General features: G+C 67.8%; 11 protein-coding genes. 3 read left to right on the forward strand and 8 right to left on the reverse strand.

What is annotated here, in order from left to right:
• Window positions 1-122: 122 nt before the first annotated feature.
• Window positions 123-1,415, reverse strand: coding sequence for a citrate synthase (locus FB468_RS05400; RefSeq protein WP_141886434.1), 1,293 nt, complete (start codon window positions 1,413-1,415; stop codon window positions 123-125).
• Between the two features lie 240 nt (window positions 1,416-1,655).
• The gene (gene fdxA, locus FB468_RS05405; RefSeq protein WP_141886435.1) at window positions 1,656-1,976 is read right to left on the reverse strand and encodes a ferredoxin; all 321 of its coding nucleotides are present in this window, start codon (window positions 1,974-1,976) and stop codon (window positions 1,656-1,658) included.
• A gap of 222 nt (window positions 1,977-2,198) precedes the next feature.
• On the opposite strand from fdxA, the gene FB468_RS05410 reads away from it, so the two are divergent.
• Window positions 2,199-3,887 carry a class I adenylate-forming enzyme family protein gene (locus FB468_RS05410; RefSeq protein WP_141886436.1) on the forward strand — a complete coding sequence of 563 codons (1,689 nt, stop codon included), beginning with the start codon at window positions 2,199-2,201 and terminating at the stop codon, window positions 3,885-3,887.
• Here FB468_RS05410 and FB468_RS05415 read toward each other — a convergent pair.
• The 6 genes from FB468_RS05415 to FB468_RS05440 form a co-directional block, all read right to left on the reverse strand.
• The gene (locus tag FB468_RS05415) at window positions 3,884-4,576 is read right to left on the reverse strand and encodes a prepilin peptidase (protein ID WP_170219633.1); all 693 of its coding nucleotides are present in this window, start codon (window positions 4,574-4,576) and stop codon (window positions 3,884-3,886) included. The genes FB468_RS05410 and FB468_RS05415 overlap by 4 nt on opposite strands.
• Window positions 4,551-5,456, reverse strand: a complete 906-nt coding sequence (gene argB / locus FB468_RS05420; protein WP_141886438.1) for an acetylglutamate kinase — start codon at window positions 5,454-5,456, stop codon at window positions 4,551-4,553. Before argB ends, FB468_RS05415 begins: the two co-directional genes overlap by 26 nt.
• A gap of 7 nt (window positions 5,457-5,463) precedes the next feature.
• Window positions 5,464-6,657: a bifunctional glutamate N-acetyltransferase/amino-acid acetyltransferase ArgJ gene (argJ, locus tag FB468_RS05425; RefSeq protein WP_141886439.1), complete on the reverse strand. Its 1,194-nt coding sequence runs from the start codon at window positions 6,655-6,657 to the stop codon at window positions 5,464-5,466.
• A complete protein-coding gene (argC, locus tag FB468_RS05430) occupies window positions 6,654-7,730 on the reverse strand; it encodes an N-acetyl-gamma-glutamyl-phosphate reductase (protein WP_141886440.1) in 1,077 nt (358 codons plus the stop codon). Before argC ends, argJ begins: the two co-directional genes overlap by 4 nt.
• Window positions 7,731-7,795: 65 nt before the next feature.
• Window positions 7,796-8,581 (reverse strand): enoyl-CoA hydratase-related protein, encoded by a 786-nt coding sequence (locus FB468_RS05435; protein WP_141886441.1) that lies wholly within the window; start codon window positions 8,579-8,581, stop codon window positions 7,796-7,798.
• A 52-nt stretch (window positions 8,582-8,633) separates the two neighbouring features.
• On the reverse strand, window positions 8,634-9,563 hold the full coding sequence (locus FB468_RS05440) for a VOC family protein (protein WP_141886442.1): 930 nt from the start codon (window positions 9,561-9,563) through the stop codon (window positions 8,634-8,636).
• Between the two features lie 253 nt (window positions 9,564-9,816).
• Between FB468_RS05440 and FB468_RS05445 the strand changes: the two genes are divergently transcribed.
• Together FB468_RS05445 and FB468_RS05450 are read left to right on the forward strand one after the other, a co-directional pair.
• Window positions 9,817-15,039, forward strand: coding sequence for a DUF6531 domain-containing protein (locus tag FB468_RS05445; RefSeq protein ID WP_246055942.1), 5,223 nt, complete (start codon window positions 9,817-9,819; stop codon window positions 15,037-15,039).
• The gene (locus FB468_RS05450) at window positions 15,029-15,436 is read left to right on the forward strand and encodes a hypothetical protein (protein WP_141886444.1); all 408 of its coding nucleotides are present in this window, start codon (window positions 15,029-15,031) and stop codon (window positions 15,434-15,436) included. The genes FB468_RS05445 and FB468_RS05450 overlap by 11 nt, the downstream gene beginning before the upstream one ends.
• Window positions 15,437-15,533: the final 97 nt, after the last annotated feature.

Below are 15,533 nucleotides of genomic sequence, written 5' to 3' on the forward strand. Positions count from 1 at the left end.
AAATAATCGATTGCGCTCCAAATTCCCGCCGAATTTGAGGGGTAAGCGAAAATTTGCGGGGGTATGGGCGAGTACGAAGGCCCCGGAGCGTCACACGCTCCGGGGCCTTCGCACTCGCCGAACTAGCGGTCGAGGTGGCGTTCTGCCGAGCCCAAGTACAGCTGCTGCGGGCGGCCGATCTTCGTCTGCGGGTCGAGGCGAGCCTCGCGCCACTGCGCGATCCAGCCGGGCAGGCGCCCGATCGCGAACAGCACGGTGAACATGCGCGTCGGGAAGCCCATCGCCTTGTAGATCACGCCGGTGTAGAAGTCGACGTTCGGGTAGAGCCTGCGCTCCTTGAAGTAGTCATCCTCGAGCGCAATCTGCTCGAGCTCCTGGGCCAGTGCGAGCAGCGGATCGTTCACACCGAGCTCCTCGAGCACCTTGGCAGCCGAGTCCTTGACGATGCGCGCACGCGGGTCATAGTTCTTGTAGACGCGGTGCCCGAAGCCCATGAGCTTCACCCCGTCTTCCTTGTTCTTCACCTTCTCGACGAAGGTCTTCACGCTCTGCCCCGAGTCGCGGATCTGCGCGAGCATGTCGAGCACGGCCTCGTTTGCGCCGCCATGCAGCGGGCCCGAGAGCGCGTTGATGCCAGCCGACACCGACGAGAACATGTTCGCGCCCGTCGACCCGACGAGGCGCACGGTCGAGGTTGACGCGTTCTGCTCGTGGTCTGCGTGAAGGATGAGCAGCTTGTCGAGCGCGTCGACGAGCACCGGGTTCATCTCGTACGATTCGGCCTTATTGCCGAAGTTGAGGCGCAGGAAGTTCTCAACAAAGCTCAGGTTGTTCTTCGGGTAGAGGAACGCCTGGCCGATCGACTTCTTGTGCGAGTAGGCGGCGAGCACGGGCAGCTTCGCGAGCAGCCTGATCGTGTTCACCTCGACGAACTCGGGCACTGCGGTGTCGAGCGAGTCTTCGTAGTAGGTCGACATCGTCTGCAGCCCGCCCGAGAGCATCGCCATCGGGTGCGCGGTGTGCGGCACGGCCTCGAAGTAGTACCGCATGTCTTCGTGCAGCAGGGTGTGCCGGCGAATCTCGTTGTCAAAGCTCGCAAGCTCATCCGCAGTCGGCAGAACGCCGTAGATGAGGAGGTACGCGACCTCAAGGAAGGTCGACGCCTGGGCAAGCTCATCGATCGGGTAGCCGCGGTAACGCAGGATTCCAGCATCGCCGTCGATGTAGGTGATCTCTGACTTGGTCGAGGCCGTGTTTACGAAGCCGTAGTCGAGCGCCGTGTAGCCGCTCTGCTTCGTCAGCGTGCTGACGTCAATGGCGTCGGGCCCGTCAACGGACTTGATGATCGGGAGCTCGGCGGTTCCCCCAGGAAAGCTCAGCTTGGCGGTGGCCTGAGCCGCAGGTGTTTCAGTCACGTCATCTCCTCGTGAGGTCCGTATGAGCACGCCCCAGGGTCTGGGCAGCGATCATTTTCACCTTACCCGCAAACTGGGCGTTCACGAACCAAATGGCTATTTCATGCCGGTTTCTGACAGAAAGTACTTTGACATCAAACAAAATACAGACCGTTCCGCCCCACGCGGGCGGCGTGTCTCCGCTCCACGCAGGCGGCGTGTCACCGCCACTGCGGGCGACCGCCGCCGGCGCACCTGGCGCTACTGCTCCTGCGGGGGAAGCGCGGCGATGATCGGATGGTCGAACGCGTACACGCCAACCTTCGCGGCCCCACCGGGCGACCCGATTTCGTCAAAGAACTCGACGTTTGCTTTGTAGTACTCAGACCACTCGCCGGGCAGATCATCTTCGTAGTAGATGGCCTCAACCGGGCACACCGGCTCGCACGCACCGCAGTCGACGCACTCGTCGGGGTGGATGTAGAGCATCCGTTCGCCCTCGTAGATGCAATCGACCGGGCACTCATCCACACAGGCGCGGTCCTTCAGGTCCACGCACGGAAGCGCAATCACGTAGGTCACTGTGCCCGCCTTTCACTCGGTCATCGGAATACTCCTATCCTACCGCCGCGAGACACCCCGCCCCTGGCATCACAACGGTTTCCGTCACGCCGAATGCTTGCTACTCACCGCATCCTGACCTAGAGTTCGTTAACGACCAGGCGATCGACAGTTGCGCAACAGCAGACGCGCGAGTGGCGTTCACGCGATCACCATAACAATCCGACGACGATGGAGTCTCTGATGAACACCCATGATGCACGCCCCTCCCCCAGTCCTTCCGGCTCCCCCAAACCTTCCGGTTCCCCTAACGTCCCTCGCCCGACAACTCTCACAGCCGCGTGGCGAACCCGAGTTGAGTCGACCCCCGACGCTCCGTGCATCACCTATTTCGACACGACGCTCTCAGTAACCGCTACCGACCGCTTGAGCAAGTCGCTCGCCGCCGGGCTGCTCGACCGCGGGGTGGGCCCGGGCGGCCGCGTCGCGGTGTGGCTGCAAAACATCCCCCACTTCGCCATTTCGATGCTCGCGATCTGGCACGTGGGTGGCATCGTTGTGCCCCTGAACCCCATGTACCGCGAGCGCGAGCTGCACACTGTGCTCAAGTCGTCTGGTGCAGTCGGGCTCATCTGCACGCCTGAGCTTGTCGAAGTCGCCGGCGCCGCGGCAACGGGCACCGCGCTCTCGTGGGCACTCGCCGCCGACGACACCGAGTTCCAAAGCGAGAACGACCCGCGAGTCTTTCCGCCGCGGCAGGGTGGCGAAGCCGACCTCGCCACGGCCGACCTTCCATTCGCGCTCGCAGAGCTCAGCGAAGTGTTTGCAGCAAACACAGGGCGGTTTCCGGATCCCACCGAGCGAAGACCAGACGACATCGCGATGCTGAGCTACACCTCCGGCACGACCGGGCCACCGAAAGGAGCGCAGGCAACCCATTCGTCGCTGCTGTTCGTCGCGCTGAACTTCATTGAGTGGGCAGAGCTCGACGCGCGCGACAGGATGCTCGCGCTCGCGCCGCTCTTCCACATCACTGGCTCCGTGATCATCGGCCTCGGCACACTGCTCTCGCAGGCTTGCCTCGTCTTCCTGAACCGCCCGCGGCCTGACGTCGCGCTCGAAGCGTTCTCCAGGCACAAGATCACGGTCACCGTCGCCCCGATCACGATGTACACCGCGCTGTACGAGCTGCCGAACGCGCGGGCCGCAGACTTCGCGACGGTGCGCGAGCTCTTCACCGGCGGCGCCCCCGTGCCGCCCGCGAAGGTTGCGGCGTTCGAACAGCGCTTCGGGAAGTACATTCTCAACGCGTACGGCCTCACCGAGTCGAACGCCGGCATCATTGGCGTGCCGCGCGGCGAGCGCGCCCCCGTCCACGAACCGACGGGCACGCTGTCAATCGGGCGGGCGATGCCGGGTGTATCACTCAGGGTGCTCGACGAGGCGGGGAATGAGGTGCCCGCCGGCGCCGCGGGCGAACTCGAGCTCTCAGGTGACTTCCTCGCGAGCGGCTACTGGCGCGACCCGGCCGCGACCGAGACCGCGTTCCCCGCTGGGCGGCTGCTCACCGGCGATGTCGCGATCATAGACGACGAGGGCTGGGTGTTTCTCGTTGATCGCATCAAGGATCAGATCAACACCTCCGGGTACAAAGTCTGGCCTCGCGAGGTCGAAGACGTCATCTACGAGCACCCCGCCGTTCGCGAGGTCGCCGTCGTCGGCGAACCAGACGACTACCGCGGCGAGGCCGTGCTCGCCTACGTCTCACTCAGGGAAGGGCAGCGCGTCTCATCGCAGGAGCTCGTGAGTTTCGCACGCGAGCGCCTCGCGGCGTATAAGACACAGCGCAGGATCGTGTTCATCGACGAGCTTCCGAAGACCCTGACGGGGAAGATCAAGCGCCGCGACCTGCGTCGCAAGGTTCGCGGCTAGCAGCCGAGGATCCCGGCGGCCGCCGCAGTGGCGGTCGCCGCAGGCACCGCCGTCGCAGCGGTCGCCGCCAGCGCAAGCCAGGACGCGCCGAGGATGGCTGGGCCGGCGGCGATCTCTCGCCGCCCGGTGGCGAAGGCGACAACACCTGCGACCGCGAACGCCACGGCGAGGGCGGCGAGCAACCAGGCAGCGGCCTCGGCCACGCCATCGCTCGCGAACGGCCACACCGCGGCGAAGGCCGCGACGGGGAGCAGCTTCACGTCGCCCCCGCCAATGCCCGGTCGCGCTACAGGGCGGGCCGCGGGGCGGCGTGCCGCGATCCAGAGCGAGAAGGCGGCCGCGAAGGCAAGCGCGGCGATGAGGATCGGCCAGAGCGCCGCCCGCCACTCACCTGCGAGGGCGCGAACGAGCGTGAGCCAGCCCACCGTCCACAGGGTGATCCCGGCGAGCAGCCGATTCGGCAGGATCCGGTCGCGGAGGTCTGCGCGGATGAGGAGCGCGCCCCAGCCGCCGTAGCCCGCGTAGCCAACGACGGCGAGGCGCTCGACGCCCGCGGCGGGAACGAGGAGCGCGAAGGCGGCTCCACCCGCCACGGCGCCGAGCGCACCGAGCGCGGCCTCGGATGCGCGCGACGCCACCGCCGCGCGCAAGCCCGTGCGGCAGCTACCCCGCGGTGACTTCCGTGCCAATCCCCTGCTCCGTGAAGATCTCGAGCAGCACGGAGTGAGGCTCACGGCCGTCGATGATCGCGGCCTTCGGCACGCCGCCGTTCACGGCGTCGAGGCAGGCGCGCATCTTCGGGATCATGCCCGACTCGAGCGAGGGCAGGAGCGCCTCGAGTTCACCGGCGGTGATCGACGAGACGAGCGAGTCGCGGTCGGGCCAATCGGAGTAGAGCCCCGCCACGTCGGTGAGGATCACGAGCTTCTCAGCCCCGAGCGCGGATGCGAGGGCAGAGGCCGCCGCGTCAGCGTTCACGTTGAGGGACTCGCCCGGGTGATCGACGTCGGGCGCGATCGAGGAGACGACGGGAATGAGCCCCGCGTCGAGCGCCGCAAGCACCGACTCGGGGCGAACCCCGACAATGTCGCCAACGCGCCCCAGGTCGACCAGCTCACCGTCAACCTCGAACGGCGGGCGCCTACGGCCGATGAACAGGCCTGCGTCCTCCCCCGTCGTGCCCGACGCGAGGGGGCCGTGCGCGTTGATCTCGTCGACGAGCTCGGGGTTGACCTTGCCCGTGAGCACCATCCGCACGACGTCCATCGTCTCGGGAGTCGTCACCCGGTACCCGCCCTTGAACGTGCTCTCGATGCCGAGACGGTCGAGCATCCGGTTGATCTGGGGGCCGCCGCCGTGCACGATGACCGGGCGGATGCCGGTGTGCCTGAGGTACACCACGTCTTCCGCGAAGGCCGTCATCAGCGCATCGTCAATCATCGCGTTGCCGCCGAACTTGATGACCATGATGCGGTCACGGAACTTCTTCAACCACGGCAGCGACTCGATGAGTACCGCGGCCTTCTCGGCAGCGCGCTCGTGGTCTAGCGGGGTCGTGACGTTTGTCATCTCGCTCCTAGCTCGAGTACGCGGAATTCTCGTGCACGTAGTCGTGCGTGAGGTCGTTCGTGCGAACCGTCGCGGCGAAGGTGCCCGCGAAGAGCTCGATCTCGACGTGCGTCTTCCGCGGCGTCAGGTCGCACTCCTCGACGGGCCGGTCGGGCGCGCCAGCGTGGCACAGTCGCACCCCGTTGAAGCTCACGTCGACGGCGTACGGGTCGAACGCCGCGTCGGTGGTGCCGATCGCGGCGAGCACGCGACCCCAGTTGGGGTCGTTGCCGAAGATCGCGGCCTTGAACAGGTTGTTGCGCGCGACTGAGCGGGCGACCTCGACCGCGTCGTCAACGCTCGCGGCGCCGCGCACCTCGATGTCGATGTCGTGGCTCGCGCCCTCAGCGTCTGCCTGAAGCTGCGCTGCGAGCGAGTCGCACACGCCCGCGAGCGCGGCGGCGAACTCGTTCTCGTCTGGGGTGACCCCCGACGCGCCGCTCGCGAGCAGCGTCACCTGGTCGTTCGTCGACATGCAGCCGTCGGAGTCGAGCCTGTCGAAGCTCACCCCGGTCGCGCGGCGCAGCGCAGCGTCAAGCGCCGCACTATCGAGCTTCGCGTCGGTCGTGATGACGACGAGCATCGTCGCGAGCCCTGGCGCGAGCATGCCCGCGCCCTTCGCCATAGCGCCGATCGTCCAGCCATCACCCTCGTGCACCGCTGTCTTCTCGACGGAGTCGGTGGTGAGGATCGCGCCGGGCGCCGTCGTATCGTCTGCGGCGAGCGCGGCGACGAGGCCGGGAACGCCGTTCACGATCTTGTCGCGGAAGCTCTGGTCGCCGGTGCCGATGAGCCCGGTCGAGCAGACGAGCACGCGCTCGGCTCGGTCGTCACGCACGTCAGCGGGCACCGGCCCCTGCGGCTCGCTAGCGAGCTCGCGCGCGACGGCCTCAGCGGTGAGCCTCGTCGTCTCGTAACCGAAGTCGCCCGTGAAGCAGTTCGCGCCGCCAGAGTTCAAGATCACGGCGCGCGCTGCACCGTTCTGCGCGACCTTGCGGCTCCACAGGATCGGGTTCGCCTGGGCGCGGTTCGACGTGAACACGACGGCGCTCGCGGGGGCGGGGCCGTCGTTCACGACGAGCGCGAGGTCGGGCTTGCCCGAGGTCTTGAGCCCGACGGTGATACCCGCCGAGCGGAATCCTGCTGGGGTTGTTACGGTCACGGGGCGACTCCATTCACGCTCAGGCCGGTGGCTTCGGGAATGCCAAGGGCGATGTTTGCCGATTGGATCGCGGCGCCAGCCGTGCCCTTGGCAAGATTGTCGACGGCGGCGACGATAACGACGCGGCCTGCGGCCTCGTCGATCGCGACGCCCATGAGGCAGGTGTTCGCGCCGACGGTGTCTGCGGTGCGCGGGAAGACGCCCTCGGGCAGCACGTGCACGAACGTCTCGTCAGCGTACGCGTTTTCCCAGGCCGCGCGGACGTCGGCGGCGCTCGTTCCAGGAACGATGCGCGCGGTCGAGGTCGCGAGGATGCCGCGGCTCATTGGAACAAGCACGGGGGTGAAGCTCAGCGTCGGCGTCTCGGGGGCGCCTGCCCCGCGGAGCGCCTGCTGGATTTCGGGGATGTGGCGATGGGTTCCGCCCACGGCGTACGGGTTCGCGGTACCCATGAGCTCTGCGCCGAGGAGGTGGGTGTGCGCCGCCTTGCCCGCGCCTGACGGGCCTACGGCGAGCACCGTCACGATGTCGGCGGGCTCGATCACGCCGGCGGCGATGCCCGGGGCGAGCGAGAGGGCGACGGTCGAGGCGTTGCAGCCGGGGGCCGCGATGCGCGTCGCGCCGGCGAGGGCCTCGCGCTGGCGCGCTGGGCTCTGCCCGCCGCCCACGCCCGGCTCACCGGCCACGATGAGCTCGGGCACCCCGTACGTCCACGCCTCGTTGTAGTCGCCGCCGTAGAACGCTGCCCAGTCGGCCTCGCTCGTGAGGCGGTGGTCGGCGCCGCAGTCAACCGCGAGGCGCACGTTGGTGAGCTGCGCGGTGAGGGCGCCAGAGGCGCCGTGCGGCAGCGCGAAGAACACGACGTCGTGGCCGTCGAGCACCTCGGGGGTCGTCTCTTGGAGCGTGAGGTGCGCGAGGGAGCGCAGGTGCGGCTGGGACGCGATGAGCGGCTTCCCTGCGTTCGAGTGCCCAGTCACCGTTCGAATCTCAAACTCCGGATGATCCGCGAGCAGACGAAGCAGCTCGCCCCCCGCATACCCACTCGCTCCGGCGACCGCCACACTGTACTTCATTTGCACCCTTTCTCGCGCACCTCTATTCTGGCACCTCGCGGCCGAGGTGCCAGACCGAGCGAGTATTAGCGGTGCTTGAAGTTCGCCTCGCGCTTCTCGGCGAAGGCGCGCATGCCCTCCGTCTGGTCCTCCGTGGCGAACAGCGCGGCGAACGCGGTGCGCTCGAGCCGGAGGCCCTCGGCGAGCGACGTCTCTTCCGCGGCTTGGAGTGTGCTCAGCGCGGCCTGCACCGACGGGCGCGACTTCGAGGCGATAACCTCGGCCACCTGCTGCGCGGCTTCGCGCAGCTCGGCCGCGGGCACGACGCGCGAGACGAGGCCTGAGCGCTCTGCCTCCTCGGCCCCCATCATGCGCCCGGTGAGGATCATGTCGGCGGCCTTGTACTTGCCGATCGCGCGGGGCAGGCGCTGGGTGCCGCCGAAGCCGGGGATCACGCCGAGGTTGATCTCTGGCTGGCCGAACTTCGCGGAGTCGGCCGCGATGATGATGTCGCACATCATGGCGAGCTCGCAGCCGCCGCCGAGCGCGAAGCCCGACACCGCGGCGATCGTCGGGGTGAGCATCTGTTCGAAGCCGTTCCAGGTCGAGGTGAGGCCGCCCGCGAGGATGTCTGAGTATTCGAGCTCAAGCATCGCCTTGATGTCGGCGCCGGCCGCGAACGCGCGCTCAGACCCCGTGATGACGATTGCGCCGATGTTCGGGTCAGCGTCGAACGCCGTCGCCGCTTCGACGAGCTCAGCGATGAGGGTGTTGCTCAGGGCGTTGAGCGCCTCGGGCCGGTTCAGCGTGATCGTCGCGACGCGCCCCTGCGTCTCAGTAATGATTGCGGTGTACTGCGTCTGCTCTGACATGTTGACTCCATCCGTGCGGGTAGCTTGTCCCTCCACGCTATCGGGTTAGCAGTCAGAAATCCGCGATGACAATCTTCTTCATCTCGAGCATGCGCGCGTAGGCGCCCGGCCTGTCCATGAGCTCCCCCATGTTCGCGGGGACGATCTGCCAGCTCACCCCGAACTCGTCGACGAGCCAGCCGCACTGCTCGGCCTCGGGCACTGCCGACAGCCCCGCCCACAGCGCATCGATCTCGGCCTGGTCGGCGCAGTTCACCTGCAGCGAGACTCCGTTCGTGAAGCCGTGGTCGGTACCCGAGCCGTTGTCTGAGCCCATGAACCACTGGTCGCCGAGCCTGAACTCGCCGAACGCGAGCGCCTCGGCACTGGCCGCGCCCGTCGGCGCACCGTACGGGAACTGGGTGCCGACCGCGCTGCCACCAGGGGCGCCGTCGAACAGCGAAACGTAGCGCGCCGCCGCCTCAGCCGCCCGGTTCTGCGACGGCCCGTCGAACATCAACGCTGGGATGATGAGCGGCCGCGGCTCCCCCTCTGGCCTGGTGAGCATGAGCTGCCAGCTCACCCCGTAGCGGTCTTGCACCCAGCCGTAGTGGGCGGCGAACGGGTACTCGCCGAGCGGCATCATCACGAAGCCACCCTCGCTGAGCTTCGCCCACAGGGCGTCGAGCCCGTGTCGCGCAGCGTCTACGTCGTCGCCGAAGAACAGCGGGTCGAAGTTCACCATGAACGAGATTGACGGGTTGGGGGCGAACTCGGGGCCGGCATTCACGAGCGCGAGCTGCACGCCCTCGATCTCAATCTCAACGACGAGCGCCTCGCCCGCGAGCTCGCGCTGAAAGTCGAGCAGCCCCTCGCTCGGGTAGCGCGCCGTGACAGCAGAGCGGGCGTCGAACCCCGCAGCGCCGAACGCATCGGCGTAGCAGGCACCGGCAGCCTCCGCGGTGCGATTACACCAGATATTCGGAACGATCTTCTGAGTCATGCGGCCACCGAGCTTCCCAGGGGTGAGTGCGGGCTAGTGCGAAGACTCTACTCCGTGCGCGGCGCACACGCCAGACCCAACTGGCGTGCATTCGACGCACTGTCATGGGTATACTCGCACCTGAGTTCAAACATTCGTTTTGTTGAATTCGTCGTGCACACACCATGTGCTTCCCTGCAACAGTCAGGCCCACGGGTCGGCACTCTTGACAGGGCAAACGCCCGATACGGCAACAGGAGGACACGTGAGTGAGATGTCGATACTGGATTTCGGCCCGGCTCGGCTGAAGTTCAACTTTGCGACCGCGGAAGCCTTCGCGACGAAGCTCGGTACCGCGATGACAGAGATCGAATCCGCGCGCTCCTCATTCGCGTCGCAGGCGGCCCAAGCGCAGGTCGATTTCGCTGGCGTGTTCGCCCAGATCTTCCGCGACCACGTCGGGTGGGCGAACGTCGACGCTGAAAACATCGTCACCTGCTTGAAGCACGTGCAGCAGCAGGTCAACAAGCTCATTGAGTCAGCGCGGCAGGAGAACGCTGACCGCGACGCGACCCGCACCGCTCGCGGAGAAAAGTACGCCGAGCTCCTGGTGCAGTATGCCAACGAGCACGAGGCGCTCAGCACTGCATTTGCGCGGAAACCAACGATCGCCGAGGTGCGGGCGCTCGTGCCGTTTACGGCGGGCACCGCCCCCACCTCGTCGGCCAACGACGTCTCCCTCAGGCAGCGCGACGGGCGCAGCGCCGGCTCACACCGCGCCGGAGGCACGACCTCGGCACGGCCCGAAAACCTCCGGAAGTTCTCGAGCGCGCAGAACCCGCAGTCGCCCGGGCCGCAGCTGCAGACCTCCGAGATACTCTTCTCAGCCGGCACAGCTGGGTGGGGAAACGTTTCGACTGGCAATCTCTTCTCAAGCATCAAGCGCTGGTACGACTCGAACGCAGACGACAGGCAGTGGCTCGGTCAGCTCGCGACGGAGTTCGAGAAGGCCGGCGGCTCGGGCGGCCTGCACAAGCTCGCCGACAGCGCGATCGCGGCGGCCCTGTCTGGCGCGGGCATGTTCCCCACCCGGTCGGGCCTCGACCTGCAGCTGCCGCAGACGCTCGGGTCGATGCCGGGCACCGGGTACGCCGCAGACCCGGTGAACACGGCGACCGGAAACTTCATCGAACCCGAGACCGACTGCGCGGGCACTGGCCCCGCCGAGCGCCTCACTTTCACGCGCATGTACAACTCGCAGGACGCGGTGGGCGGCGCGTTCGGCCTCGGCTGGTCGTCGACGCTCGACGTCAGGCTCGAGTTCACCGACGAGCGTGCCGAGTTCGTGATGCACGACGGGCGCCGACTGTTCTTCCCGCGCGACGGCGCCGCGTGGGGGCGCGCGCTCCACGCCAACGTGTGGCTTGCGGAGGAGCACTGGGATCCTGATAGCGACACTGCGGCCCGCGGTGCCCAGCATGGCGAGCCCGCCGCGCCCCGACTCGTCGTGCGCGACAACACCGGCGCCTGGTGGGCGTTCACCCGCGCGGGCGCGTGGCTCGCTACCGGGTCGGGGCCCGGCACGACGGTGCGGGTCGAGCGCGACGGAGCCGGCCGCGTATCGGCGCTCGCGCACGAGTTCGGGCGCAGGATCACGGTGGCCTATGACGCTTCCGGGGGCCGCCCGGCACGGGTCACGGGCCCCGACGGGCAGCACACCACGTTCAGCTACGACGACGCCGGCAGGCTCGTCGAGGCTGCCTCCCCCGCTGGCGCTCGGGCGTACCGGTGGAACGACGATGGCCTCGTCGACCGGGTCACCGGGGCGAACGGCGTCATCGAGTGCGAGAACACCTACGACTCGAAGCAGCGCGTTGTGACCCAGCACACGCCGCACGGGCGCGACATGCTGTTCTCGTACCTGTCGGGCCGGGTCACGGTCGTCGCTGACCGCGACGGCGAGCACTCGAACTCGTGGGTCGCCGACAAGCGGGGGCGCCTCGTCGGCGTGACCGACACCGACGGGAACCGGCAGTCGATGAGCTACGACGCGCACGGCAATCTCGTGTCGCTCACCGAGCGCGACGGCACGACGACGGTTCACGCGGTCGACGAGCGGGGCCGCCGCACGCGCACCGTCACGCCCGAGGGCGGCGACACGCGGTATGAGTGGGACGATCAGGATCGCCTCACGCGCATCACCGCCACGACGTTCGTGCGGGATCCGCGCGCTCGGGCGGGGGCTGCGTCGGCGTCTGACTCCGGTTCTGGCCCCGGTTCTGACTCCGAGCCCGCCCAGGCCCCGGCGGTGACCGAGTTCGAGTACGCGTCGGCCGCGGATCGGCAGCCGCACCTTGTCACTGACGCGATGGGCGGCGTGACGCGCTTGACCTGGGAACGGGGGCTCCTCACCCGCATCGTCGACCCGGTCGGGGTCGCCCTGACGCTCGGCTACGACGACCGCGGCGACCTCGTGTCGACGGCGGACGCGCTCGGAAACGAGACGGTGCTCACCCGCGACGAGGCCGGCCGGGTCACCCGCCAGCTCTCTGCCACGGGGGCCGCGACGGTCTGGCAGTACGACGCCGCGGGGAACGTGTCGCGCCGGGAGGATCCGGATGGGGCGGTGTGGCGATACGAATACGCGCCGGGCGGCCAGCTCACCGCGCAGATCGACCCCGTCGGGGCGCGCACCGAGTACGAATACGGCCCGCACGGCGACCTCGCGCGGGTGCGTGACCCGCTCGGCCGGCTCATCGAACAGCGGTTTGACACGTTCGGAAACCCTGCCGAGCTGACCCTGCCCGACGGCGCGAGCTGGCAGTTGCGACACGACGGCCTCTCGCGGCTGCGCGAGGTCATCGACCCGGATGGCGGGTCCTGGCAGCAGGATTACAGCCCGACGGGCGAGGTCGCCGCGACCGTCGACCCTACCGGCGTAACCAGGCGGTTCACCGCTGACGCTGAAGCTCGCACCGCGACCGTGCGCTCGGCGTTCACCGAGACCGTCACCGAGTTCGACGAGTTCGGCCGCCCCGTTCGGGCGACGGGCACCGACGGCGCCGCGTCGATCACCGTGTACGACCTGTGCGGCCGCGTCGTCGAAGAGCTCGACGCCGACGGCGGGCTCACCCGGTTCGTGCGCGACGCCGCGGGGCGCGTGGTGCTGCAGGTATCGCCGGCGGGCCGCGAGACCCGGTTCGAATACGACGCGTGCGGCAGGCCTTCGGCGATGATCGATGGCGAAGGGGGCCGCACCGAGATCTCGTACGACGCAGACTCGCGAGTCGTCGAGCGCCGCCACCCGAACGGCGAGGTCTCGAACTTCAAGTACGACGCGTGCGGCAGGGTCGTCGCCGAGCGAGCCCCGGGCGCAGGCGTGGGGCGGTACCGGTACGACCTCGCGGGTCAGCTCGTCGCGGCGCAAGACACGCGGTTTGGGCAGCGGAAGTTCGCGTATGACGCGGCCGGGCAGCTCATCACCGCGGTGAACGGCGCGGGCGGAAAGACACACTACGACTACGACCAGCTCGGGCGGCTCGCCTCGATCACCGACCCCGCCGGGGGCGTCACGCGCCGCACCTACACGGCGCTCAGCCGGGTCGCGACGCTCACCGACCCTCTCGGGCGCGTCACGACCGGCACGTACGACCGGGCGGGCAAACAGCTCACGCAGACCGACCCCGACGGCCGCGAGGTCGCGTGGGAGTACGACGCCGACGGGCAGCCGTGCGGGCTCAGCGGCGATGGCGCACCACTCACCGTCACCGAGACCGACCACCGTACGCACATGGTGACCGCGACAGACCACACCCGTCGGGGTGCCAGCCCCGTCTCGCACCGGATCGTGCGAGATCGCCTCGGCCGAATGATCGAGCGCACCCGCGACGGCGAGACGACCAGGTGGGAGTATGACGGCGACGGGCTGCGGACGTTGCTGGTCACCCCGGCCGGCGAAGAGGTGCGGTACGGGTACGACCGGGCTGGCAGGGTCACCCGCGTCGAGCACTCGGCGTTCGGGGCAATCAGCTACGACTACGACCCGAGCGGCAACCTTGTCGCCGCCGTCGCGGGCGATACTGCGCAGGCGTGGCGGTACGACGACGGCTACCCCGTCGAGCACACCCTCACCACCGGCGACGGTGTCAAAACAACCCGGATCAGCCGAGGCGAGGGCGGCCGCATCACCGAGATCACCGATGCCAGCGGTTCGACGGCCTACGGGTATGACGGGGCAGAGCAGCTCGTGCGCGCGGAGCACCGCGGCGGCGGCGGCGTAAGCACCCTGCACGAGTGGGAGTACGACCTCGCCGGCCGCCTGGTATTCGACCGCGGCGCCGAGGGCGAGACTCGCTACGACTACGACGTTGCGGGCCAGCTCAGCAGGCGCGTCGCCGTCCACGGCGGTGGCGACGACGCCACCACGACCTACGCCTACGATGGCGCGGGCAGGCGCACCCAGGAGGCCGGGCCTCACGGCGAGAAGCACTTCGAGTGGGATACGCGGGGCTGGCTCTCCGCAATCACCGACGGCACGTCAACGCACCGGCTCTGGGTCGACGGATACGGCGAACTCGCTGCGGCCTGCGACGAGCCGGTCTCGTGGGATAGCGCTGCGCGCTTCCCCGCGCTGACCGGCCTCGGCTCCGAGCCAGTGTTCGCAGCGCCCGGCGGGATGACCGGGCTTGGCACCACCCTCGCCCCGACCGGGTGGCGGCAGGCACGCTCCACGAGCGCGCTTAACCCGTGGGACATCACCGGCGCGTTCCAGCCCGGCTCGCCGCTCTCACCCGGTATCGGCGTGACGGGGCACGGCACCCCGACGATTGGCGGCCTCGAGTGGATGGGCGCCCGCGCCTACGACAGAGTCACCCGCGGCTTCCTCACAGTCGACCCGGTCGAACCCGTGACGGGTGCGGGCTGGTCGGGCAACCCGTACGCTTACGCCGGCAACGACCCGCTCCACGCGCTCGACCCGCTCGGGCTCTCCCCCGTCACTGACAAGGACCTCAAGCCCGCGAAAGAGCCGGGGTTCTGGGAGAAGCTCGGCAACGGCATCAGTGACGGCTGGAGCAGCGTCACGAAGACGGCCGGCGATGTCTGGGCAGGGTTTGGGGAATGGTCGCGGTCTGACGTTGGGCGAGCCGTAAAGGTCGGGTTGGACGCCGTATCGGCCCTCGCCGGTTTCGCGGCAATGGCTACTGCCGTGATACCAGGATTTCAACTGTTCTCAGCCGTTCTTGGAGCTGTTTCCTTTGGCACAGGCCTTGCTTCTACAGCAATGGATCTCGCAGCAGACCCGGCATCGTTCTCATCCGTTTCCGGCGTCGCTCTTGCCGCGCTGAGCCTCACTCCCGTGGGCAAGATAGCCCGTGTACCCAAAGCCTTCGCCACCAACTACAAGACCACTGTAAGCGTTGTCGATTACAAAGTGAGCGCAGTTTCGGCAATCGTTGGAGCAGGGCAAATAGCAGAGGACCGCAGAAATGCAAAGTAACGATGCCGCACAAAGCAAGGACGAGTCTGCGTGGAAGAGACGGATCTGGTGGATCGCAGTGTGCGGGACGGCTTTGCTCTCCACTATCCGGCTGATCACCAGCGTCTTAAATGCGCCCGAGGGCTCCCAACTCAGATACAGCCTGTTCGGGCTCCTAGGGATACTCATTGGCGTGCTAGTAATCCTTGTCACATTCTGGGTCCTGTCCATGCCCGGAAGAAGAAGGCTCAGAAAGGCACGGGAAGAGTTCCCAGAAGCTCTGTTCATCGTTCACGCGGATCTCGCTGAGGGCAGTTATGAGACCATACACACGCTCGGTGCTACCGCATTCAAGAATCATGCCGTTGTCAATCAAACAGTGAAGATAGAAGTAGTGGCGTTGGCGGCGGCTGACTGACTATCAAACTGACGCACCCTGGGTGTTGTCCGTTATGGGACGCGTCGCCGCCCCAATTCCACTGCTCCCGCAAGGGAGAGGCCAGACCGGGCGGGGA

The sequence above is a fragment of the Leucobacter komagatae genome, from assembly GCF_006716085.1.
Lineage (GTDB): Bacteria > Actinomycetota > Actinomycetes > Actinomycetales > Microbacteriaceae > Leucobacter > Leucobacter komagatae.

Coding starts and splice junctions, on each gene's coding strand:
- FB468_RS05410 (WP_141886436.1), top strand. CDS start 2,199: ATGAACACCCATGATGCACGCCCCTCCCCCAGTCCTTCCGGCTCCCCC.
- argB (WP_141886438.1), bottom strand. CDS start 5,456: ATGACAAACGTCACGACCCCGCTAGACCACGAGCGCGCTGCCGAGAAG.
- argC (WP_141886440.1), bottom strand. CDS start 7,730: ATGAAGTACAGTGTGGCGGTCGCCGGAGCGAGTGGGTATGCGGGGGGC.
- FB468_RS05435 (WP_141886441.1), bottom strand. CDS start 8,581: ATGTCAGAGCAGACGCAGTACACCGCAATCATTACTGAGACGCAGGGG.
- FB468_RS05440 (WP_141886442.1), bottom strand. CDS start 9,563: ATGACTCAGAAGATCGTTCCGAATATCTGGTGTAATCGCACCGCGGAG.
- FB468_RS05445 (WP_246055942.1), top strand. CDS start 9,817: ATGTCGATACTGGATTTCGGCCCGGCTCGGCTGAAGTTCAACTTTGCG.
- FB468_RS05450 (WP_141886444.1), top strand. CDS start 15,029: ATGCAAAGTAACGATGCCGCACAAAGCAAGGACGAGTCTGCGTGGAAG.